The following is a 21,227-nucleotide window of genomic DNA, read 5'->3' on the forward strand; positions in this document are numbered from 1 at the left end:
TGTCTGGCGAAATAGGCTAAACTTCCGCGTTTGTTCCCGCAGGGGGTTCCCGCATTCCTACTGGTAGTCGTATTTTGAGTGATCTGAATCATATCCGTAATTTTTCCATTATTGCCCATATTGACCATGGCAAGTCGACTCTTGCTGACCGTTTTATTCAGGTCTGTGGTGGCTTAAGCGAACGTGAAATGGCCGAGCAGGTGCTCGATTCCATGGATATAGAGCGCGAGCGTGGTATCACCATTAAGGCACAGAGTGTAACGCTTGATTATAAAGCGAAAGATGGGGTTACCTATCAGCTGAATTTTATTGATACTCCGGGGCATGTGGATTTCTCTTACGAAGTTTCCCGCTCCCTTGCTGCTTGTGAAGGGGCTTTACTTGTTGTTGATGCTGCGCAGGGGGTTGAAGCTCAGTCTGTTGCCAACTGTTATACGGCGATCGAACAGGGTCTTGAAGTTGTTCCAGTCCTTAACAAAATGGATCTTCCTCAGGCAGAACCAGACAAAGTAAAACTGGAAATTGAAGAAGTTATTGGAATTGATGCTCAGGATGCTGTTCCCGCCAGTGCTAAGAGCGGACTTGGCGTTGAGGATGTTCTGGAACAACTGATCGAACTGATTCCTCCCCCCAAAGGCGATGTTAATGCGCCTTTACAAGCACTGATTATTGATTCCTGGTTTGATAATTATCTGGGTGTTGTGTCCCTGGTGCGTGTTATGCAGGGAACACTACGAAAAAAAGATAAAATTTTGGTGAAGTCAACCGGTCGTAACTACTTGGCAGAAGGTGTCGGGGTCTTCACACCAAAGCGTAAAGAAACGGATATTTTGAGAGCCGGTGAAGTGGGTTATGTGGTTGCTGGAATTAAAGATATTCATGGCGCACCGGTGGGGGATACTCTGACGCTGGTGAAAACCGCAACGGTAGATTCTTTGCCTGGTTTTAAGCGGGTAAAGCCTCAGGTCTATGCTGGTATGTTTCCGGTAAGCTCTGATGATTATGAAGATTTTCGCGATGCTCTTTCAAAGCTGACGTTGAATGACGCTTCTTTGTTTTTTGAGCCGGAATCCTCCGATGCGCTTGGTTTTGGCTTTCGCTGTGGGTTCCTGGGCATGCTCCATATGGAGATTATTCAGGAGCGGCTGGAACGTGAATATGATCTGGATCTGATCACCACTGCTCCCACTGTGGTTTACGAGGTTGAACTCAACACGGGGGAAGTAATTTTTGTTGATAGCCCCTCAAAATTGCCCGACTTTGGTTCCATTCGTGAAATGCGTGAGCCTATCGTACAGGCAAATATTCTCGTCCCTCAGGAATACCTGGGCCCGGTCATTACTCTGTGTGTACAGAAGCGTGGGGTCCAGAAAGATATGCAATACCTTGCCAGTCAAGTATCAATCACTTACGAGCTACCCATGAGTGAGGTGGTTATGGACTTCTTTGATCGCCTTAAGTCTGTGAGTCGAGGATATGCTTCGCTGGACTACAGTTTTGTGCGTTTTGAAGCGGCAAACCTGTTACGACTGGATATTCTTATTAATGGCGAACGAGTTGATGCTCTTGCCGTGATTATGCATCGAGACAATGCTCAATACAAAGGGCGTGCTCTTTGTGAAAAAATGAAAGAACTGATTCCCCGACAGATGTTTGACGTGGCGATACAAGCGGCAATAGGTGGGAAGATTATCGCTCGTACTACGGTTAAAGCGTTGCGGAAGAATGTAACGGCTAAATGTTACGGTGGTGATGTGAGCCGTAAAAAGAAACTGCTGCAGAAGCAGAAAGAAGGTAAAAAACGAATGAAGCAGGTGGGGCGTGTTGAAGTGCCTCAGGATGCTTTCCTTGCCGTGTTGAAGATGGACAGCTAGCCGTTATGGATATAGATTTCGCCTTAGTATTGGTTATTCTTGTTGCAGTGACCGGGTTGGTTTGGGTGTTCGACTCATTTTCACTCGCTCCTAAGCGTCGCTTAGCGTTGCAGGCTGCTGAAGCACAAAGCGGTGGTGATCTGAGTGAAAATGTCAAAACTGAATTAACCCGTGAGCCCGTAGTCGTTGAGTATTCAAAGTCTTTTTTTCCAGTACTGTTTTTAGTGCTGGCGTTGCGGTCTTTTTTAGTCGAGCCCTTTCAAATTCCATCAGGGTCCATGTTGCCTACTTTGCAGATAGGCGATTTTATTCTGGTGAATAAGTACCACTATGGCATTCGATTACCAGTGATAGGTACAAAGATTGTTTCCATTAATGATCCTCAACGAGGAGACGTTATGGTATTCAAATACCCAAAGGACCCTAGCGTCAACTATATTAAACGTGTTGTCGGTCTGCCAGGAGATCACATCAGGTATACCGATAAAATGCTCTATATTAATGGTGAGCCTATGGGACAGGAGTTTATGGCGAAACTGCCTGCCAATCGTCCCAGGGTTGAGCTGGCATTCGAACAGCTGGGCAATGCCAAGCACCAGATCTACAAAAACCTTACTCCTGCACGTATCTGGGATGAATGGGTGGTTCCGGAAGGTCATTACTTCATGATGGGAGATAATCGGGATAACAGCAACGATAGTCGTTTCTGGGGCATGGTTCCTGACAGTTTGGTCGTCGGTAAAGCATTTGCTATCTGGATGCACTGGGAGTCTAAGCTGAGTTTGCCGAGCTTTCGAAACAATGGCGTAATTGAATAGGAGAGTGGCTATGGGGTACCCCCAAAAGCAGAGTGTTCCTAAACAACGTTTTCTCAGGAAAGCATTGCCTGTACGGCAGGGTGGTTGGACATTCTTAGGTGTCCTGATGGTGCTGATTGTTGCCGGGATCTTCGTTACTGTTGGGTTTAAATTGGCTCCCGCATATGCTGACCATGAAACCCTGAAATCTATGATGAGTGAGGTTGTGCAGGATCGTGCTCTTTTATCAAAGCGAAACCGAGAGATTGAAATTAATATTGGCAGGCGTATGCGCATTAACAATACTGTTTTGCCTAAAGAGTTTCTAAAGATCGTCAGGGATAAGGGGACTGTTCGCCTTATTATTGACTACGAAGTGCGTATCCCCATCTTTGCCAATGTTGATGCCGTTGTTTACTTCGATGAAACTTACGAAGGTCAGGAGCTTGAATAAGCAATTAAATAAACTCAGTAAATCTTTGGGTTATCAGTTCAAAGACAGTCAGCTTATGGAGTTGGCGCTGACTCATCGAAGCTGTGGTAACAATAACAATGAGCGTTTGGAATTCTTAGGTGATTCGATTCTCAATTTCGTTATCGCTGATGCATTGTTTCAACAGTTTCCCAAGGCGAAAGAGGGTCAGATGAGTCGCCTGCGGGCCCGTTTGGTGAAAGGGGTTACTTTAGCTGAACTGGCTCGAGAAATGGATCTGGGAGAATATCTACGACTCGGTAGTGGTGAGTTAAAGAGTGGTGGATTCAGGCGGGAGTCGATACTGGCTGATGCAGTTGAAGCGCTGATCGGGGCAATATACCTGGACTCCGGCTTGGAACAGTGTAGAAATAGAATCTTAAGCTGGTATCAATCCCGGCTGCAGAGCTTATCCCTGGATGATACCCAGAAAGATCCAAAGACTAGATTGCAGGAATTTCTTCAATCACGCCGTGCTGAGCTGCCCAAGTATCACCTGATTAAGGTAGAGGGTGAGGCTCATGCCCAGACATTTTATATCGAGTGCGAAATTGCTTTTCTGGGACAATCTACTCACGGACAAGGTAGTAGTCGCCGAATAGCGGAACAGGTTTCTGCGGAGGCCGGGCTTGTCGCGTTGGGAGTGGAGGGCGTCAAATTGAAGAAGAAGGGCTCTGGGCAGCCAGGTATTGATCAGTCAGGTGTGGAGTAGTTTCTGATGTCTAAAAAAGATTCTTTGATATCAGGATCTCAATCGGATAACAGCCGGTGTGGTTATGTTGCGATAGTGGGACGGCCTAATGTTGGAAAGTCTACCCTGTTGAATCATATTCTAGGGCAGAAGCTCAGTATCACTTCGCGAAAACCACAGACGACTCGCCACCAGATCCTGGGTATCAAAACAGAAGAGGGTGATCAGGTCATATACGTAGATACACCTGGTTTACATAAGGACAGCGGCAAAGCAATTAATCGATATATGAACCGGGCGGCCAGCTCCGCTTTGCGTGATGTGGATGTGGTGATTTTCATTGTGGATCGAACTCAATGGACAGACGAAGATCAAGTCGTTTTGGAAAAACTTCAACACAGCCGTATTCCTGTCATTCTAGCGGTTAATAAAATTGATCGAATAAATGATAAGTCCACTTTATTGCCTCATTTGAAATCCTTGGGGGAAAAAATGGATTTTGCGGAAATTATCCCTATTTCTGCTGAGAACGGTCAGAATTTGTTATTGCTGGAGGAGCAGGTTCTTTGCAGACTCCCACATGGAATACATTATTTTCCCGAAGATCAGTTAACAGATCGTAGTTCTCGTTTTCTCGCCGCTGAAATGGTCAGGGAAAAAATAATGCGCCAATTGGGAGATGAACTCCCGTACCAGGTCACCGTTGAGATCGAAGAGTTTGGTCATGATGGCAGGATTTTGCATATTAGTGCTCTGATATTGGTAGAACGAGACGGTCAAAAAAACATTGTGATTGGAAACAAGGGCGAACGGATAAAGCTTATTGGCCAGGAAGCCCGCAGGGATATGGAGCGTATGTTTGACAGCAAAGTCATGCTGAACTTATGGGTTAAAGTCAAAAGCGGCTGGTCCGATGATGAACGGGCGTTGCGAACTCTTGGTTATGACGACATCCAGTGACTATGTTGTCCAGTGATTATGTTGAAGGGCAGTCTGCTTTTGTCATCCATAGTCGCCCCTATAAAGAGAGTAGTTTCCTTGTTGATTATCTGACACCCGATTTTGGTCGAATACGAGGGGTTGTAAAGGGGGCTCGTCGATCGTCTTCAAAATTACGTTCTAGTGTTCAACCGTTTGTTCCTCTGGAGCTTAGCTGGCGAGGACGGGGGGATCTAAAAAGTATCAGTCGCGGCGACCCGGCAGAGGCGGGGGTGTTCCTTCAGGGGCAAAGTTTATGGTGTGGGCTCTACCTGAATGAACTTGTAATGCGATTGTTGCCTATGTGGGATGCCTGTCCCCGATTGTTTGCATATTACCGTTTTGCAGTTAGTAGTCTGGATCAGCCGGAAACACTGGAAATGGTCCTGCGGGTATTTGAAAGGCGCTTACTTGAGGAGCTGGGAGTGGCTGTTTCTTTCCAGTACTCGGCGACAGGTAACGAACGTATATGCGCAAATAAACAGTATTGGTTGGATCCTGCCCAAGGGTTTGTTCCTACTTGCGAAAGCGTATTCCCGTCTCCTGATTTGAGGTTGTATTCTGGAGAAGTTCTATTGGCGATAGCTGCTGATGACTACTCAGAACAACAGGTTCAACGAGATGCCAAGTACATTATGCGTGAATCCCTTAAGCCTCTTCTGGGTAATAAGGCACTTCAAAGCCGAGAATTTTTCAAACGGTCAATAATGGGCTGATTTAGAATCAATTTTGAATAAATAAGAGGTACGCTGGACTGTAGCGAGTCCATAACCGCGTTAAAAAGTCTTATTGGAACAAGGAATATGATACTGGGAATAGGAACAGATATCGTTGAAGTGGTGCGTATGGCTGAGGCCTTGGAAGAATTTGGAACCCGCTTTGCGCGTAGGATACTCTCTGCCGATGAGATGCTGGAATTTGAGCAGCATAAAACCCCTGAAGTATTTCTGGCCAAAAGGTTTGCTGTCAAGGAAGCAGCGGCTAAAGCTTTGGGGACTGGCTTTTCTCAGGGGGTTTCCTGGCAGCACATTGAAGTGACACATAATGAGTTGGGAGCACCGGGGCTGAAATTCAGTGGTAGGGCCAGGGAACTTCAGGAACAAAAGGAAGCTGTTAATCTTCATGTCAGTCTAGCGGACGAAAAGGCGTATGTAGTGGCTTATGTTGTACTTGAAAGTTAACACGGGTAAACAGAGTGCTAATTGCGCACTTGAAAACTGAACGAATAGTTGGCTAAAACCCAGCCGGTTATGAGTCAGGTAATTCGGCTTTTGACAGAAAGATTTGCGTTTAATCAGGTTGTGTAGATGAGTAATAAATTTTCAAAACAGAATAGCCCCGCTGATAGTTTTCCAACTATTGAGGCCTATGTGGGGAATACTCCTCTTGTTAGATTGCAGCGTTTAGCAGGTGAAACCAGTAATACTATTTTGCTTAAGTTGGAAGGTAATAATCCTGCCGGATCTGTTAAAGATCGCCCCGCGCTAAGCATGATCAGTTTAGCGGAGGAACGTGGAGATATTGTTTCCGGTGACACCCTTATTGAGGCAACAAGCGGTAATACGGGAATTGCTCTGGCAATGGCAGCGGCAATTAAAGGGTATCGAATGATACTTATTATGCCCGACAATAGTAGCCAGGAACGGAAAGCTGCAATGACGGCTTATGGCGCTGAACTGATTCTGGTCAGTAAGGAAGAAGGTATGGAGGGCGCAAGGGATTTAGCTTTGCAGATGCAATCTGAAGGAAAGGGTAAAGTACTGGATCAGTTCTCTAACCTGGACAATCCCATTGCTCATTATACGGGTACCGGGCCGGAAATATGGCGGCAAACAGCGGGTAAGATTACTCATTTTGTGAGCGCTATGGGAACTACCGGCACAATTATGGGGGTTTCACGTTTTTTAAAAGAACAAAACCCTGATATCGAAATTGTTGGTCTGCAACCCGATGACGATTCAAGTATTCCCGGTATTCGGCGCTGGCCAAAAGAATATTTGCCGTCGATATTTGAAGAGACTCGTGTTGATCGGACAATCGATATGAATCAGCAACTGGCGGAACAAACCATGCGGGATCTTGCCATGGTAGAAGGCATTTTTTGTGGAGTATCTTCTGGTGGAGCTGTTGCTGGTGCCCTTCGGCTCTCTCAACAGCTTGAAAATGCAGTGATCGTCTGCATTATCTGTGACCGAGGCGATCGTTACTTATCAACGGGTGTTTTTGATTCAACGCCTGGTTAGTTTTTATTCGTTGGCAGGGCGGAATTAAGCAAGGCTTTTTCACACTAAAGGTTGTAATCCTCGCTACTACTCTATAATTCAGTAGCGTGCCTCGATGAAGAATGTCTCCATATGAGTGCCAATTAATGGAGTGTTGACTTGGCATGGTTAAAGTAAGAGAAGATCATCCGATTTTAGAGGATGGTACAGTGAACCTGGATCTTTGGTTAGAACGGATTCAGGAAGACGTCAATATTCAGAACACTGATCAGGTTATTCAGGCCTGTGAGTGGGCCCGGCAAGCTCAGGATAAAGTCGAAGCTCATGAAGATATGTGGGCAGACAACCACCCCGGTAGTTATCGTACAGGGTTGGAAATGGCTGAAATACTTGCCGAACTGTCCTTGGATCAGGAAGTCCTTGTGGCGGCTATTCTCTATCGAAGTGTGCGTGAAGATAAGCTTTCACTGGATTTTATTCGAACGGAATTTGGTGTCGGCGTAGCCAAGCTCATAGAAGGGGTTCTGCAAATGGCTGCGATTGGCACTATCTTGCACCCGACCCCCAATACTGTGCTGGGTCAGACTGAAGGGCAGCTCGACAACGTCCGCAAAATGTTAGTCACTATGATTGACGATGTACGAGTAGCCTTAATCAAGCTGGCAGAACGCACCTGTGCCATTCGGGCAGTTAAAAATGGTAACCGCAAGAAGCGCTACCGAGTTGCTCGAGAAGTTTTTGATATTTATGCCCCCTTAGCCCATCGTCTCGGTATCGGCCATATTAAATGGGAACTGGAAGATCTTAGCTTTCGCTATCTTCAGCCCAATGCCTACAAGCAGATAGCATCTTTATTGGATGAAAAGCGCCTTGACCGACAGACATTTATCGATGATGTGCTTTATACCCTGAGAAATGCGCTGGATCGTGTAGGTATTGAAGGTGAGTTGATGGGGCGCGCTAAGCACATCTACAGTATCTGGCGGAAGATGCAGCGCAAGAATATCGACTTTCATCAAGTATATGATGTTCGTGCTGTACGTATGCTGGTTCCTGAAGTTCGTGATTGCTATGCGGCTTTAGGGATTGTTCACGGACTCTGGAAGAATATTCCACATGAATTTGATGATTACATCGCTTCTCCAAAAGAGAATGGTTACGCCTCGCTGCATACCGCTGTTATTGGTCCAGAAGGGAAGGTATTGGAAATTCAGATTCGCACTCATCAAATGCATGAGGAGGCGGAATTGGGTGTTTGCGCTCACTGGCTCTACAAAGGAACAGATACAGCCGGTAAGAGTGATAGTTATGAAGACAAAATCAATTGGTTACGCCAGGTCTTGGAATGGCATGAGGATGTCGGTAATGCCAATGAGCTTCTTGACCAGATTCGCACGGGGATAGAGGAAGATCGCATTTACGCGTTTACCCCTGATGGACACGTAGTGGATCTTGCAGCAGGAGCAACGCCACTGGACTTTGCTTATCGGGTACACACTGAGGTTGGCCATCGTTGCCGTGGAGTTAAAATCAATGGGAAAATAGTGCCGCTCAATACGCGACTGGCTACCGGTGATCAGGTAGAAGTATTGACTGCGAAAGAAGGAGGCCCCAGCCGGGATTGGCTTAATCATAATCTTGGGTATGTTAATTCCACCCGAGCAAGGGCGAAAATTCGTCACTGGTTTAAAGAGCAGGCTCGGGACCAAAATCTGGCCGGCGGGCGTCAGATGGCTGAGCGAGAGATGAAGCGCTTGGCTTTAAGTAATGTTGATTATCGAAATCTGGCTACCAAACTTAACTATCAACATGAAGATGATATGTTTGCTTCTCTTGGGGCTGGAGACCTGAGAATAAGTCAGGTTATTGGTGCAGCCCAGCGACAACTGGAAAGTGAGCATCATGATGAACAACTGGATCTGGCTTTAGCGCCTGTACGCGAGCGTAGCAAAGCCAGCAGTCGTGGTGGTGATGTGATGATTGGCGGGGTTGGCAATTTGCTGAGTAATATTGCGAGTTGCTGCAAACCTGTGCCGGGAGACGCTATTGTAGGTTTTATTACACAAGGACGCGGGGTGTCTATTCATCGAAGTGACTGTTCTAATGCGCTGCAATTGGAAGAGACTGATCATGAGCGCATGATTGAGGTTAGTTGGGAAGAAGAAGCAACAGATACTTATACCGTGGATATTCTAATAGAGGCCTATGATCGATCGGGATTATTACGGGATATTATGAATGTCATGGCTAATGAGAATGTTAGCGTTGCAGCAGTAAATACCCGGTCAGATAAAAAGCAGAATATTGCGCGAATAGTGCTGACTATGGAAATCAGAAAGCTGGAAGAACTGGGGCGCATCATGGATAAGATAGGGCAGCTCCCTAATATTACTGATGTTCACCGACAGCTTGCGGGGGGAGTTGCATGAGTCCCAGGTCTGAAGCCTGTATAAAGCAGTCGACCTCTGCAAAGCAGTATGATCTTAGTGATTTACTGCACCTCATGAGGTGTCTAAGGGATATACAGCACGGTTGTCCATGGGACCAGAAACAGACGCTGGCGTCGATTGTTCCTCATACACTTGATGAAGTCTATGAGGTTATTGATACGATTGAGCGATTGGATTATGAGCATTTACAGGATGAGTTGGGCGACCTGTTGTTTCAGGTTGTTTTTTATTCTCAAATCTGCAGTGAAGAGTCTCGTTTTGAGTTCTCTGATATTATTCAGGGACTTGTGGAGAAGCTGTTACGACGTCACCCTCATGTATTTCCTTCCGGTGATTTGGATAGTTTTGGTCGAGGGTCGAACCTGAGCGAGACGGAAATCAAGAAAAACTGGGAGCATATAAAGTCCCTGGAGCGTTCTGAGAAAAAGATCGACTCTCAAGGTCAGGAGAAATCGAGTCAGAGTTCTGCGCTCGATGATATTTCTTTCGGATTGCCTGCACTGATGAGAGCCCATAAAATCCAGAAGAGAGCTGCTTCGGTAGGATTCGATTGGCACGCATTGGCGCCGGTGCTGGATAATATTGATGGTGAATTGCAAGAGCTTCGGGAAGCTATTAATTCAGGGAGTGACATTGAAATTAAAGATGAATTGGGAGATTTACTTTTCTCCTGTGTGAATTTGGCCAGGCATCTCAAGCAGGATTCTGAGCAGGTATTGCGACAGGCTAATAGCAAGTTTGAGCGTCGTTTTCGACGGGTAGAGGTGTTAGCTACAGATACTGGTATAGATATGGAGCTTGCAAGTGAAGCTGATTTGGATCGGCTATGGCAGCGTGCGAAACAGGATTTAAAGTCGACTAAGTAAAATCCGATTCAGTCTGAATTAATATCGTATTTAGCTCGGAGGATTGCTAATTTCAGCAATCCGGCGACACTGAGTCCGTCTGTGATGTTTCCATTCATAGCCCAGCTTATCGCCTGGTCTACGGGAACACGACGGATGGCAAGATCTTCGGTCTCGTCAAAATCCGTTTTACCGCGAGTTAACTGGGTTGCAACGTAGACAATACCTTTCTCGTCGGTGACTGAATTGGATATGTCGACCTGAATAATTTCCTCTAGCTGTTTTGCTCTCAGGCCGGTTTCTTCCGCCAGCTCTCGTATCGCACCTGCTTGAGGATCCGCCCCAATGGGATGTCCTCCCATCGGTATTTCCCAGCTGTAACGGTTTAAAGGGTAGCGATACTGCCCCACTAGCCAGGTATGGTCTTCCTCATCAATGGGAATAATGCCGATTGCTTGATTGGAAAACTTAATCACACCGTATATTCCTTCCCCGCCGTTAGGGTTGATTACCCTGTCCTCTCGTACACGCAGCCAGGGGTTTTCATAGATCAGCTTTGACGCCAGCGTGGTCCAAGGGTTGTCAGCAGCATTAGTGTTGATTGTGCTAGTGCCGGTTGTATTAGTTGATGACAGGTTATTAGCCGAAGACCCGTTGGAAACAGCTTGGGGTGAACTCTGATAATATTGGCTGGAAGCTACGTTTTTATCCCCGTTGTCCTGATTTCCCATAAGTATGTAGGTCCCTGTTGCGAAAAGAAGGTAACTCCCCGATTATAGATGAGCTGATGCTGTTTAGGTATTTGCTTTATTCGCTATCAGAATTATGTTTCATTTTACGGGGGCTTTAATGCGACTCTGGTTATCCAAATTATATTGTTTGTTAATCGGCTCAACGCTGCAATTTTTCTTCAGTCAATTTTCAGTGGCAGAGGTGAGCTATGATAAGCAAATCAAGCCGATTCTGGATGAATACTGTGTGGAGTGTCATTCAGGGTGGTTTCCTGATGGTGGTTTACGATTGGATACTCGTGAAAATATCCTTGAAGGAGGAAAGCAGGGGGCTGCGGTAATTCCCGGGAAGCCAGGCAAAGGCTGGTTGATTAATTTGATTAAAACCGAGCCTGGTCGCTACAGTAAGATGCCCCCCGGCAAAGAACAGTTGGATACTGAACAGATCAATATGATAAAGAACTGGATTGCCGAAGGAGCGCGCTGAGTCAATTGCGTTATTAGACCTCTGGGGGTAATTTAGTCAAACTCACTCGCTGACCGGTGTTTTTAAAGTTTCCTGGTAGGGAGGCCATCCCATCGCTTTACCGCCGAGCACATGAAGATGAATGTGGTAAACGGTTTGTCCGCCATGCTGGTTACAATTCATTACTGTGCGAAACCCCGATTGTGAAAAACTCATCTGGTCGGCTAATCTGGCGGCAACTAACTGTAGATAACCAACTGTCTGACAATCTTCTGCCTCTATATCGTTTATGGTAGCGATATGTTGTTTGGGAATGACCAGAAAGTGAGTTGGTGCTTGAGGGTTTATGTCCTTAAATGCAAGCGCCTGCTCATCCTCAAAAATAATTTCAGCGGGAATTTCTTTGGCGATGATTTTGCAAAAAAGACAGTCACAGTGTTCTTCGCTCATAATGTGGTACCTTCACTCTGTATGGTTGTAAGGGCTTAAATAGTTGATTCTAATTGTTCAAATATAAGCACAGTTAGAATCGATATTGAAGTTTGAAACCTGTTGATTAAGAACTATTTATCTTAACGCTGAGATGAGTTCAGCAAGTAATAATAAAACTAATGTATTCAGTGTCTGGCTATTATGGTAGTGACGCTGTCTGCTGTGGAAATGGACCCTTCTGCACTATAGCCTTCGCTGTTGCTTTCAATCTGATCGAGGTCATAGAGGTAGTTCACCATCAGCCCCGCTGAACGTTTTAGTCCTTTTTCTGAACGATCAGCAAGCCAGTTGAGCTGCTCAATTCTGGCTCCGTTACTGAGATGAAAATGAGCGACAGGGTCCAAAGCCTGGTGCCCTCTGCGTTTTTCCCTGAGCAGGTAATGAGTACATAGCCGCTCAAGTAATGGCTGAAGGATGTGACAGTACGAATGATTCAGATGCCAGCCTTTTTGAGCTAAAAGGTAAACAAGGGGGGCTTCTTTATCTGAGGGTGCTAGATCAGAAATCACTCCCCATTCATCGCGGCTGATTAAACCAAAACTGTTACTTTTTATTGTGCTGGCGAGCCAGCGTTGAAAACCTGGAATTGGGGATAGCGTAGAAAATTGTTTCAGGTTGGGGTGCTCCCGTTTCAGTTTTGATACCACTCTTTTGATTAAAAAGTTGCCAAAGCTGATCCCTTGCAAGCCCCTTTGGGCATTACTGATGGAATAGAAAATAGCCGTATCCGCCTGTTCGGAATCCAGCGGAGTCTGTGTTTCATCCAATACAGTCTGGATATCTGTGGCCAGTCCTTTAACCAACGCTACCTGGATAAAAATTAAGGGTTCATCCGCCATGTTGGGATGAAAGAAAGCAAACAGTTTTCGATCTAATGTTAATCGGTGTTTTAGATCCTCCCAGTTTCGTATTTCATGAACCGCTTCATACTCGATTAATTTTTCCAGTAAACTGGCAGGGCTATCCCAGGTAATTTGTTGTAACTTTAAGAAACCGACATCAAACCAGGCGGTTAAAAGCTCTTTAAGGTCGTGTTTCAGATCACTTAGAAGCGGTGTCTCAGGACTGCCCAGGCGATGCATATCGGCACGCATATCTACTAGGAATTTAACTCCTTGAGGCAGGGCATTGAATTGTGTCAAAAGGCGGCACCTTGGAGGCTCTAAGGCTTCACGTAGCTGCTGGCGTATTTTATGGCGTTGCGATGGATCTGCTTGCTGATAACGGCTTAATATTGCATCAATAGTTTCAGTGCTGACATCGAAATTGGCAGCCAGAAGTAGCAGAAACTGACGCTTACCCGTATCGTTTAGTCCCATGTAAGCATTCCCTAACCTGGCTGCACCCGCGCGAGCGGCTACTTCTCCCCCGCGAGCTTCAAGGCATGCGTTCATTTGTTCCAACAGGCAAAGATGATCTGTTTCAGGTAAGTCTTCATGGAGTCGAAGGTTTGTGGGGCAAGCTGAACTTTGCCCTAAATCCCTCCAGGCTGAACGTAAGTGAGCTAAAGTCCGGTCGAGAAAACCGGGTTTGGAAACCATAATAAATCCTCCCGTTCAAAAGTATAGCCAAGCGACCGGTTAATAATGATCTCATTTTAAACCGTACTGTGGCGACTTGCTGTTTGCTGAAGGGGGCTCAATCCGGTGAATATGTCGCTTTGCCCTTCACCCTTGTTTTAATTTCCGTACAATATGGGCGATTAATATTACGGAGAGCTGAGGATCGATGCCGACCTATGACTATCGCTGTACAGCGACCGGTGAATGCTATGAAGTTCATCATTCTATAAAAGAAAAATTATCAACTTGGGGGGAGCTTTGCCAAATCACTGGCCGTGATGCCGGTGATATCGCTTTAGATTCCCCCGTAGAGCGTTTGGCAACTGGAGGCCAGGTGGTAAGCCGCAGTGCGCTTAATAATCCGGACCTACCGCCTTGTACCTCTGGTAATGGCTGTCCAAGGGGTGGATGTGGGGTTTGAACACACCTTTATTGCTTAGCTTGGCAATTTATCTTCATTCCACCATTGAATTGAGGGTAGAATGCCTCCATTTGAATATAACACTCTGGCCCAACCCGGACCGGCATTGACCAGTAAACCAAAATTATGATTGCGCCCCTGATAAGAAAGATCTTTGGAAGTAAGAACGACCGTGAGCTTAAGCGGATGGGTAAGCTTGTCAAAGCAGTTAACGCCCTTGAAGACGAGATTAGCCAATTAAGCTTAGAGCAGTTGAAAGCTAAAACAGTAGAGTTTCGGGAGCGCTTTCAAGCGGGAGAAACGCTTGATCAGTTACTGCCAGAGGCATTTGCTGTATGTCGAGAAACTTCGAAGCGTATACTGGGTATGCGTCATTTCGATGTACAACTTATCGGTGGTATTACCCTCCATGAGGGGCGAGTTGCAGAAATGCGTACCGGTGAAGGTAAGACTCTGGTAGCAACCCTTGCTGCTTATCTGAACGCCATCCCTGGTGAGGGCATGCATGTAATCACTGTCAACGACTATCTGGCTAAACGAGATTCCGGTTGGATGGGGCGTCTTTATGAGGCACTTGGTCTGAGCTATGGCGTCATCTACTCCGGCCAGGACCATGAGGAAAAGAAGGCTGCTTATTCTGCTGATATCACTTACGGAACCAACAATGAGTTCGGTTTTGATTATCTGCGTGACAATATGGCCTTTGCTGTGGAAGACAAAGTTCAGCGGCCTCTAAGTTTTGCCATTGTCGATGAAGTCGATTCCATTCTGATTGACGAAGCGCGAACACCACTGATTATTTCAGGGCCGGCGGAGGATAGTTCAGAGTTGTATCAGCGAATTAACCAGCTGATTCCGAAACTAGAACGACAACCGGATCTTAAAGAAGGTGAAGAAGAGCCCAGTGAAGTTGGTCACTTCATAGTTGATGAGAAACAAAAGTCGGTAGAGTTGACTGAGTTCGGACACGAATATGTTGAACAGTTGTTAATGGAAATGGGGCTTCTTGAAGAAAATGAAAGCCTGTACGCCCCCAAGAATCTTAATATGCTTCATCACGTTCACGCTGGTTTGAGAGCGCATGTCCTCTACACTCGCGATGTGGACTATATCGTTCAGGATGATCAAATTATTATTGTCGATGAACATACCGGGCGCACCATGGCTGGTCGTCGTTGGTCCGAGGGGCTTCATCAGTCAGTGGAAGCTAAGGAAGGTGTTAGCATCCAGAACGAGAGTCAGACTCTGGCGTCAACTACGTTCCAGAATTACTTTCGTATCTATAACAAGCTCTCCGGAATGACCGGTACGGCAGATACAGAGGCGTTCGAGCTGCGACAAATCTACGGTTTGGACGTTGTCGTTATTCCTACCAATAAACCAGTCCAGAGACAGGATTACAACGATCTTGTTTATCTGACGATGGAAGAGAAGTTTAATGCCATTGTTGAGGAAGTTAAGGGCTGCATTGAGCGTCAACAGCCTGTGTTGGTGGGTACTGCATCCATTGAAATGTCAGAGGTGGTTTCCAATTTATTGAACCAGGCAAAAATAAAGCACAATGTTCTGAATGCCAAACACCATGAAAGTGAGGCACAGGTTATCGCCGATGCGGGTTGCCCGGGTGCGGTTACGATAGCAACCAACATGGCAGGTCGAGGTACCGATATTGTTTTGGGTGGAAACTGGGAGGCGGAGCTTGCCAAGCTCGATAACCCTAGCGATGAGCAGGTCGAAGAGATAAAGAGCCGCTGGAAGACGCGTCATCAACAGGTACTTGATGCAGGGGGGTTACACATAGTAGCCACTGAGCGGCATGAATCCCGTCGTATAGATAATCAGCTTCGCGGTCGTGCCGGTCGACAGGGGGATCCTGGTTCTTCAAGATTCTTCCTATCGCTCGATGACAGTCTGATGCGTATATTTGCTTCTGATCGGGTAAAGAACTTCATGCAGGCGCTGGGAATGGAAAATGGAGAGGCTATCGAACATAAGATGGTTTCCAATGCGATAGAAAAAGCCCAGCGAAAAGTTGAAGGTCGTAACTTTGATATTCGTAAGCAGCTGCTTGAATATGATGATGTTGCTAACGATCAGCGAAAAGCGATTTATGATCAACGAAATGAGCTGATGGCTTCAGATGATATATCAGAAACGATTAACGCTATTCGCGAAGAAGTTATTGACGCGGTGATTAATGACTTCATTCCTCCGCAGAGCCTGGAAGAACAGTGGGATATTGCAGGACTTGAGAAGCAACTGGTTACTGATCTCAATCTGCAACTGCCACTGCAGGAGTGGTTGGATACCGATGATAACCTTCACGAAGAGACGCTTAGAAGCAGGATTTTGCAGTCAGCGCTGGATGCCTATAAACAAAAGGAAGAAATTGTTGGCGCCGAATCCATCCGGCTTTTTGAAAAACAAGTGATGTTGCAAGTGCTGGATACGATGTGGAAGGAGCATCTGGCTACCATGGATCACCTTCGTCAGGGTATCCATCTGCGTGGATATGCACAGAAAAATCCTAAGCAAGAATACAAGCGTGAGTCTTTTGAGCTGTTCCAGGACTTATTGACGAATATTAAGCAAGATGTCGTGCGCATAATTTGTCATGTTCAAGTTCGCCAACCTGAAGAAATTGAAGAGTTGGAACGGCAACGCAGGGAGGCCCTGGAGCAACAGCAAATGCAATATCAGCATGAGCAAGCTAATGCGATGACTGCAGAGTCTGCTGGAGAGGAGGTGGCTATTGGTCAGGAAGAACATACTCCTTATGTCAGGGATGAGAGAAAAGTTGGCCGAAATGAGCCCTGTCCCTGTGGCTCTGGTAAAAAATTCAAACAGTGCCACGGCCGCATAAATTGATTTTGTTGCCCTGGTACCAGTGTTGAATACCGTAGAGTGTTGAATAACTTAGGTAGAACAATGACTTAGTTAGAACTACCTAGAGTGTGTTGTTTCACCAAAACCGCTTTATCCAAAGACAGTTTATTCGTTGAAACCAGGAGTTTTATAGCGTGGCAGTAGGACCTGATAGATTACCGAATTTTCAAACCATTAATGGTGTTCGTTTGGGTACTGCATGCGCCGGTATTAAAAAACCGGATCATCGGGATTTGGTCGTGATGGAGCTTGCTGCAGGCTCTTCAATTGCAGGAGTGTTTACCCAAAATGCTTTTTGCGCCGCACCGGTTCTGGTTGCTAAAGAGCACCTGGCTAAGCAGCGTCTCGAAAAACAACAGTCTAGCGGATCCTCTCCAAGTTATTTACTGGTGAATACTGGTAATGCTAATGCGGGTACGGGGGCGCAGGGCATGTCTGACGCTTTTGTCAGCTGTCAGTCGCTGGCGGAGCATGTCAGTGTCAAACCAGAAGCCGTCTTGCCATTTTCAACCGGGGTTATTGGCGAAAAGCTTCCGATAGAAAAAATTCAGCAGAGTATTCCTGAAGCGGTTTCAGCGCTGGATGAGCAAGGCTGGGAAGATGCCGCCTGGGGGATCATGACAACTGATACCCGACCGAAGGGGAGTAGTCGATTAATCGAATATCAGGACCAGACCATTAGAATCAGTGGTATATCCAAGGGTTCTGGAATGATCTGTCCCAATATGGCTACCATGCTGGCTTATGTCGCAACCGATGCAAAAGTTGAAGAAGAAGCTCTCCAGAGATTATTGTCCGAGACGGCAGAACGAACGTTCAATCGAGTGACTGTCGACGGAGATACTTCCACAAACGATTCTTGTATTTTGATAGCCACGGGGACTGGAGTAGATATTGCGCCTGGCACAGAGCTGTGGCAATTATTCGCGGAAGCGATCGAATCAGTGTTACTTGAACTGGCCCAGGCAATTGTCCGAGATGGGGAAGGGGCGACTAAGTTCGTAACAGTCGCAGTTGAAGGGGCAAATAGTCAATCAGAAGCGCTTCAAACTGCTTACACAGTTGCGCATTCGCCTTTGGTGAAAACGGCTTTGTTTGCCTGTGATCCCAACTGGGGACGTATCCTGGCAGCAGTAGGCAGGGCGGGAATCGTTGATTTGGACGTTGCTGATCTGAAAATTTATCTAAACGACGTTTGTATCGTTGAAAGTGGCGGTCGAGCCAATAGCTATACAGAGGAGCTGGGGCAGGCGGTTATGGATGGCGAAGAAATTTTGATTCGCATTCTGTTAAATCGTGGTGCTGTTTCAGATCAGGTCTGGACTAATGACCTTTCTCATGATTACGTCAGTATTAATGCCGATTATCGATCCTGATTATTATTTGAACATAGATACTGACAAATTTACTAAGGCAATTTCTCCAAAGACGGATCAGGATTAATAGGCTCTATTTTGAATAAAGTTGTTCATGTGGCAGCCGCTGCAATCTTTGGTGCGGATGGCCGGCTGTTAATTTCCAAGCGTCCTGCACATGTGCATCAGGGAGGGCTTTGGGAGTTTCCCGGTGGTAAGGTAGAGCCGGGTGAGACGGTTAGCGAAGCTCTTTGCCGAGAGTTACAGGAGGAGCTGGGTATTGTTACTGAGCAGTATTCTCCTTTGATACGGATTCCTTACAGTTATCCCGATAAAACAGTTCTGTTGGATGTGTGGCGAGTTATTCGATTCAGTGGAAAGCCCGTTGGCTGTGAGGGGCAAGCTCTGAAGTGGCTGGATACGCAGGAGCTGGATGCAGCCGCTTTTCCCGCTGCAAATCGACCGATCATCGATGCCCTGTTGTTGCCGGATCGTTATATGATCACGGGACCTTCTATTGATGACGCTGATTACTTGAACCGATTTGAGAGGGCATTAAAAGCCGGGATTCAAATGGTGCAATTTCGGGCCAATCATTCCTTTCAGTCAGCACTGTTGGAAAAATCCATAGAGCTGTGTCGTCGTTATCGGGCCTTGCTTATCCTCAATGATTCCCTGGAGCTTGCCAGCGAATTTGATGTTGACGGTATTCATTTGACTTCCAAACAGCTTGTGTCCATAGAGGCTGATACACTGAGGGCTTGGCGTGAAACTAAAGAAAAGAAGCGGAATAAGGTATGGATCGGCGCTTCTTGCCATAATGAAGCAGAGCTTAAGCGTGCCACTGAGCTGGGTGCAAACTATGCCTCATTGTCACCAATACAAAAAACAGGCTCTCATCCTGATACAGCTGCCCTAGGTATGGATAGGTTTAGATATCTGGTGGATAAAGCCTCAATACCTGTTTTTGCTCTGGGAGGGATGAGTATGAATTCCACTGAACAGGTTATACAGTACGGGGGGCAGGGGATTGCTGCCATCAGTGCATTTTGGGAGCCGCATGAGTTGGAGAAACTATCTGATGCGGCTTGCGAAGACTCTAGTGTAGGTTAGGTAAATCCCAGTCTGATTTTTCATCACTGCCCACATCAAGATCCCCAAGTTGCTCTGATTGAGATTGGCCGTCTACCTGATATTCTTCACTGGCCCATGCTCCAAGGTCAATAAGGCGACAGCGTTCGGAGCAGAATGGTCTGAACGCTGTTTTTTCAGATAAATTGACGGGCTTACGGCATTGCGGACAAGGTATCGTTGTTTTCATTGATGTATTTGAGGCCATTGTTAATCTATTTAAACGTTATTAGGCTAAGTGCAATGAAGTTAAGCTTAGTTGCTATTTATTAGCTACTATCTATTAGTTTGCTCATTCATTGTTGTGGGCCATATTCCGAAATTTGTTATCCAGGCTAAGTACCGTCTTTGAGAGTTGCTCAGCCGGGCCTGTGTTATTGATGATGCTATCAGCTTTCGATAATCGATCATCCCTGCTGCATTGGGCGTTAAGTATTGCTCTGACCTGATCTTCGCTATTATTATCCCGTGCCAGAGTACGTTCTATCTGAATCGCTTCCGGGACGTCAACTACCAGAATATGATCTGTGAGTTGGTGCTGGTCAGTTTCCAATAACAAGGGCGAAACGAGTATGACGTAGTCCGATTCAGCAGACTCTAGCTGTTGAATCGTAAGCTGTCTAATAAGCGGGTGTAACAGCTTTTCCAGCCAGACTCGTTGTTCAGGTTGCTGGAAAACACGATGTCTCAATTTAGCCCGATTCAGCGCGCCATTCGTTAATAGAATCTCAGTCCCAAAGTGTTCAGCAATGATTTGTAATGCGGGTGTTCCAATCTCGACAACTTCCCGGGCAACGATGTCTGTATCAACAACTTTAATATCCCGAGCAGCAAATAGCTCTGCAACCGTTGATTTACCACTGCCGATACCACCCGTCAGGCCTACTGTAAACATTCTATATGCCTTTGTTCAGGTTAAAAACTGCCAGTAATAGTCGGTAATCGCTTGACCCCAGATCAGCGCGATCCAGCCAGCGATCGCCAGAAAAGGGCCGAAGGGCATAGGCTGGCTGTGATCTCGTCCCTTCAGGGCTATCAGGGCAATGCCAATTATTGCGCCGACTAAAGAAGATAGCAGGATGATCAACGGCAACATCTGCCACCCTACCCAGGCGCCGAGAGCCGCCAGAAGTTTAAAATCACCGTAACCCATCCCCTCTTTGCCGGTAGCTAACTTGAATGCCCAGTAAACAGACCAGAGAGCAAGGTAACCCAGTACGGCGCCCCAGAAAGCGCTGCTTAGATCGGTGATTAAGTTTTGGCTGTTTATCATCAGTCCCAGCCACAGCAGGGGAAGCGTCATATTGTCGGGAAGGAGCTGATGATCGAAGTCGATCATAGTTAATGCAATTAAAACCCATGTCAGGATGAGGAGAGCCAATGTCAGCGCAGAGAAGCCATAAACATAGGCAATATAGCCGGACAGAAGTCCGGTAATCATTTCCAGTAATGGATAACGAGCAGATATGCCATTTTTACAGGAAGAGCAACGACCTCTCAGTAGTAGATAGCTTATTACAGGTATGTTTTCATAGGCACGAATTTCATGACCACAATCAGGGCACCTTGATCGGGGGACCGCTAAATTAAAGGGGGTGGAAAGGGGAGCGCCAAGATATTCTTCAGCCTGGTTTGTCTCCAGTAACTCCTTGCATTGTGAATTCCATTCCCGCTTCATCATTTCAGGAAGCCGATAGATAACGACGTTTAGAAAGCTACCGACCAACAGTCCCAGAGTCAGACAAAGTAAAGTTGTTAGACTGGGGGTGCTGTTTAGTAAATCGTACAAGGACAAAGATGGATCCTTAAGGAAGCTGTTCTTGAAAAGCTAAAACCAGCGCTGCCTGTTTATAT

General features: G+C 46.3%; 21 protein-coding genes. 15 read left to right on the top strand and 6 right to left on the bottom strand.

Features of this window, described 5'->3' with window-relative positions:
* Nucleotides 1–74: 74 nt before the first annotated feature.
* The 10 genes from lepA (at nt 75) to mazG (ending at nt 10,350) form a co-directional block, all read left to right on the top strand.
* Nucleotides 75–1,874: a translation elongation factor 4 gene (lepA, locus tag BGP75_RS07235; protein WP_076717104.1), complete on the top strand. Its 1,800-nt coding sequence runs from the start codon at nt 75–77 to the stop codon at nt 1,872–1,874.
* Nucleotides 1,875–1,879: 5 nt separating this feature from the next.
* Nucleotides 1,880–2,692, top strand: coding sequence for a signal peptidase I (lepB, locus tag BGP75_RS07240; RefSeq protein ID WP_076717106.1), 813 nt, complete (start codon nt 1,880–1,882; stop codon nt 2,690–2,692).
* Nucleotides 2,693–2,702: 10 nt separating this feature from the next.
* Nucleotides 2,703–3,125, top strand: coding sequence for a DUF4845 domain-containing protein (locus tag BGP75_RS07245; protein ID WP_083704675.1), 423 nt, complete (start codon nt 2,703–2,705; stop codon nt 3,123–3,125).
* Nucleotides 3,118–3,855: a ribonuclease III gene (gene rnc, locus BGP75_RS07250; RefSeq protein ID WP_076717109.1), complete on the top strand. Its 738-nt coding sequence runs from the start codon at nt 3,118–3,120 to the stop codon at nt 3,853–3,855. Before BGP75_RS07245 ends, rnc begins: the two co-directional genes overlap by 8 nt.
* Nucleotides 3,856–3,861: 6 nt before the next feature.
* Nucleotides 3,862–4,794 carry a GTPase Era gene (gene era / locus BGP75_RS07255; protein ID WP_076717111.1) on the top strand — a complete coding sequence of 311 codons (933 nt, stop codon included), beginning with the start codon at nt 3,862–3,864 and terminating at the stop codon, nt 4,792–4,794.
* A 2-nt stretch (nt 4,795–4,796) separates the two neighbouring features.
* Nucleotides 4,797–5,528, top strand: coding sequence for a DNA repair protein RecO (gene recO, locus BGP75_RS07260; RefSeq protein WP_076717113.1), 732 nt, complete (start codon nt 4,797–4,799; stop codon nt 5,526–5,528).
* 87 nt (nt 5,529–5,615) lie between these two features.
* Entirely contained in the window at nt 5,616–5,993 is a 378-nt protein-coding gene (acpS, locus tag BGP75_RS07265) for a holo-ACP synthase (RefSeq protein WP_076717115.1), read from the top strand.
* A gap of 126 nt (nt 5,994–6,119) precedes the next feature.
* Nucleotides 6,120–7,055, top strand: coding sequence for a cysteine synthase CysM (gene cysM, locus BGP75_RS07270; RefSeq protein WP_076717117.1), 936 nt, complete (start codon nt 6,120–6,122; stop codon nt 7,053–7,055).
* 143 nt (nt 7,056–7,198) lie between these two features.
* Nucleotides 7,199–9,463: a GTP diphosphokinase gene (gene relA, locus BGP75_RS07275; protein ID WP_076717119.1), complete on the top strand. Its 2,265-nt coding sequence runs from the start codon at nt 7,199–7,201 to the stop codon at nt 9,461–9,463.
* The gene (gene mazG, locus BGP75_RS07280; RefSeq protein WP_076717121.1) at nt 9,460–10,350 is read left to right on the top strand and encodes a nucleoside triphosphate pyrophosphohydrolase; all 891 of its coding nucleotides are present in this window, start codon (nt 9,460–9,462) and stop codon (nt 10,348–10,350) included. The genes relA and mazG overlap by 4 nt, the downstream gene beginning before the upstream one ends.
* Nucleotides 10,351–10,358: 8 nt before the next feature.
* Here mazG and BGP75_RS07285 read toward each other — a convergent pair whose 3' ends face one another.
* Nucleotides 10,359–11,060, bottom strand: coding sequence for an NUDIX hydrolase (locus tag BGP75_RS07285; RefSeq protein WP_083704676.1), 702 nt, complete (start codon nt 11,058–11,060; stop codon nt 10,359–10,361).
* 118 nt (nt 11,061–11,178) lie between these two features.
* Here BGP75_RS07285 and BGP75_RS07290 point away from each other — a divergent pair, with 118 nt between their 5' ends.
* On the top strand, nt 11,179–11,547 hold the full coding sequence (locus tag BGP75_RS07290) for a c-type cytochrome domain-containing protein (RefSeq protein WP_076717123.1): 369 nt from the start codon (nt 11,179–11,181) through the stop codon (nt 11,545–11,547).
* A 42-nt stretch (nt 11,548–11,589) separates the two neighbouring features.
* Here the strand turns inward: BGP75_RS07290 and BGP75_RS07295 are convergent, their stop codons facing one another.
* Together BGP75_RS07295 and BGP75_RS07300 are read right to left on the bottom strand one after the other, a co-directional pair.
* Nucleotides 11,590–11,976, bottom strand: coding sequence for a histidine triad nucleotide-binding protein (locus tag BGP75_RS07295; RefSeq protein ID WP_076717126.1), 387 nt, complete (start codon nt 11,974–11,976; stop codon nt 11,590–11,592).
* 167 nt (nt 11,977–12,143) lie between these two features.
* Nucleotides 12,144–13,559, bottom strand: coding sequence for a malonyl-CoA decarboxylase (locus tag BGP75_RS07300; RefSeq protein ID WP_076717128.1), 1,416 nt, complete (start codon nt 13,557–13,559; stop codon nt 12,144–12,146).
* A 187-nt stretch (nt 13,560–13,746) separates the two neighbouring features.
* Here BGP75_RS07300 and BGP75_RS07305 point away from each other — a divergent pair, with 187 nt between their 5' ends.
* From BGP75_RS07305 to BGP75_RS07320, 4 genes are all read left to right on the top strand, one after another.
* Nucleotides 13,747–14,001, top strand: a complete 255-nt coding sequence (locus tag BGP75_RS07305; RefSeq protein ID WP_076717130.1) for a zinc ribbon domain-containing protein — start codon at nt 13,747–13,749, stop codon at nt 13,999–14,001.
* A gap of 126 nt (nt 14,002–14,127) precedes the next feature.
* The gene (gene secA / locus BGP75_RS07310; RefSeq protein ID WP_076717133.1) at nt 14,128–16,869 is read left to right on the top strand and encodes a preprotein translocase subunit SecA; all 2,742 of its coding nucleotides are present in this window, start codon (nt 14,128–14,130) and stop codon (nt 16,867–16,869) included.
* A gap of 152 nt (nt 16,870–17,021) precedes the next feature.
* Nucleotides 17,022–18,263: a bifunctional glutamate N-acetyltransferase/amino-acid acetyltransferase ArgJ gene (argJ, locus tag BGP75_RS07315; RefSeq protein ID WP_076717135.1), complete on the top strand. Its 1,242-nt coding sequence runs from the start codon at nt 17,022–17,024 to the stop codon at nt 18,261–18,263.
* 78 nt (nt 18,264–18,341) lie between these two features.
* Nucleotides 18,342–19,355, top strand: coding sequence for a Nudix family hydrolase (locus BGP75_RS07320; RefSeq protein WP_158070071.1), 1,014 nt, complete (start codon nt 18,342–18,344; stop codon nt 19,353–19,355).
* On the opposite strand, the gene BGP75_RS07325 is transcribed toward BGP75_RS07320, so the two are convergent.
* The 3 genes from BGP75_RS07325 to BGP75_RS07335 form a co-directional block, all read right to left on the bottom strand.
* Nucleotides 19,342–19,581, bottom strand: a complete 240-nt coding sequence (locus tag BGP75_RS07325) for a DNA gyrase inhibitor YacG (RefSeq protein WP_369832105.1) — start codon at nt 19,579–19,581, stop codon at nt 19,342–19,344. The genes BGP75_RS07320 and BGP75_RS07325 overlap by 14 nt on opposite strands.
* A gap of 84 nt (nt 19,582–19,665) precedes the next feature.
* Entirely contained in the window at nt 19,666–20,268 is a 603-nt protein-coding gene (gene coaE / locus BGP75_RS07330) for a dephospho-CoA kinase (protein ID WP_076717142.1), read from the bottom strand.
* A gap of 15 nt (nt 20,269–20,283) precedes the next feature.
* Nucleotides 20,284–21,168: an A24 family peptidase gene (locus BGP75_RS07335; protein WP_076717145.1), complete on the bottom strand. Its 885-nt coding sequence runs from the start codon at nt 21,166–21,168 to the stop codon at nt 20,284–20,286.
* Nucleotides 21,169–21,227 lie beyond the last annotated feature (59 nt).

The sequence above is a fragment of the Motiliproteus sp. MSK22-1 genome, assembly GCF_001968815.1.
GTDB lineage: Bacteria > Pseudomonadota > Gammaproteobacteria > Pseudomonadales > Balneatricaceae > Motiliproteus.

Coding starts and splice junctions, on each gene's coding strand:
- lepB (WP_076717106.1), top strand. CDS start 1,880: ATGGATATAGATTTCGCCTTAGTATTGGTTATTCTTGTTGCAGTGACC.
- BGP75_RS07245 (WP_083704675.1), top strand. CDS start 2,703: ATGGGGTACCCCCAAAAGCAGAGTGTTCCTAAACAACGTTTTCTCAGG.
- era (WP_076717111.1), top strand. CDS start 3,862: ATGTCTAAAAAAGATTCTTTGATATCAGGATCTCAATCGGATAACAGC.
- recO (WP_076717113.1), top strand. CDS start 4,797: ATGTTGTCCAGTGATTATGTTGAAGGGCAGTCTGCTTTTGTCATCCAT.
- acpS (WP_076717115.1), top strand. CDS start 5,616: ATGATACTGGGAATAGGAACAGATATCGTTGAAGTGGTGCGTATGGCT.
- cysM (WP_076717117.1), top strand. CDS start 6,120: ATGAGTAATAAATTTTCAAAACAGAATAGCCCCGCTGATAGTTTTCCA.
- relA (WP_076717119.1), top strand. CDS start 7,199: ATGGTTAAAGTAAGAGAAGATCATCCGATTTTAGAGGATGGTACAGTG.
- mazG (WP_076717121.1), top strand. CDS start 9,460: ATGAGTCCCAGGTCTGAAGCCTGTATAAAGCAGTCGACCTCTGCAAAG.
- BGP75_RS07285 (WP_083704676.1), bottom strand. CDS start 11,060: ATGGGAAATCAGGACAACGGGGATAAAAACGTAGCTTCCAGCCAATAT.
- BGP75_RS07290 (WP_076717123.1), top strand. CDS start 11,179: ATGCGACTCTGGTTATCCAAATTATATTGTTTGTTAATCGGCTCAACG.
- BGP75_RS07295 (WP_076717126.1), bottom strand. CDS start 11,976: ATGAGCGAAGAACACTGTGACTGTCTTTTTTGCAAAATCATCGCCAAA.
- BGP75_RS07300 (WP_076717128.1), bottom strand. CDS start 13,559: ATGGTTTCCAAACCCGGTTTTCTCGACCGGACTTTAGCTCACTTACGT.
- BGP75_RS07305 (WP_076717130.1), top strand. CDS start 13,747: ATGCCGACCTATGACTATCGCTGTACAGCGACCGGTGAATGCTATGAA.
- secA (WP_076717133.1), top strand. CDS start 14,128: ATGATTGCGCCCCTGATAAGAAAGATCTTTGGAAGTAAGAACGACCGT.
- BGP75_RS07325 (WP_369832105.1), bottom strand. CDS start 19,581: ATGGCCTCAAATACATCAATGAAAACAACGATACCTTGTCCGCAATGC.
- coaE (WP_076717142.1), bottom strand. CDS start 20,268: ATGTTTACAGTAGGCCTGACGGGTGGTATCGGCAGTGGTAAATCAACG.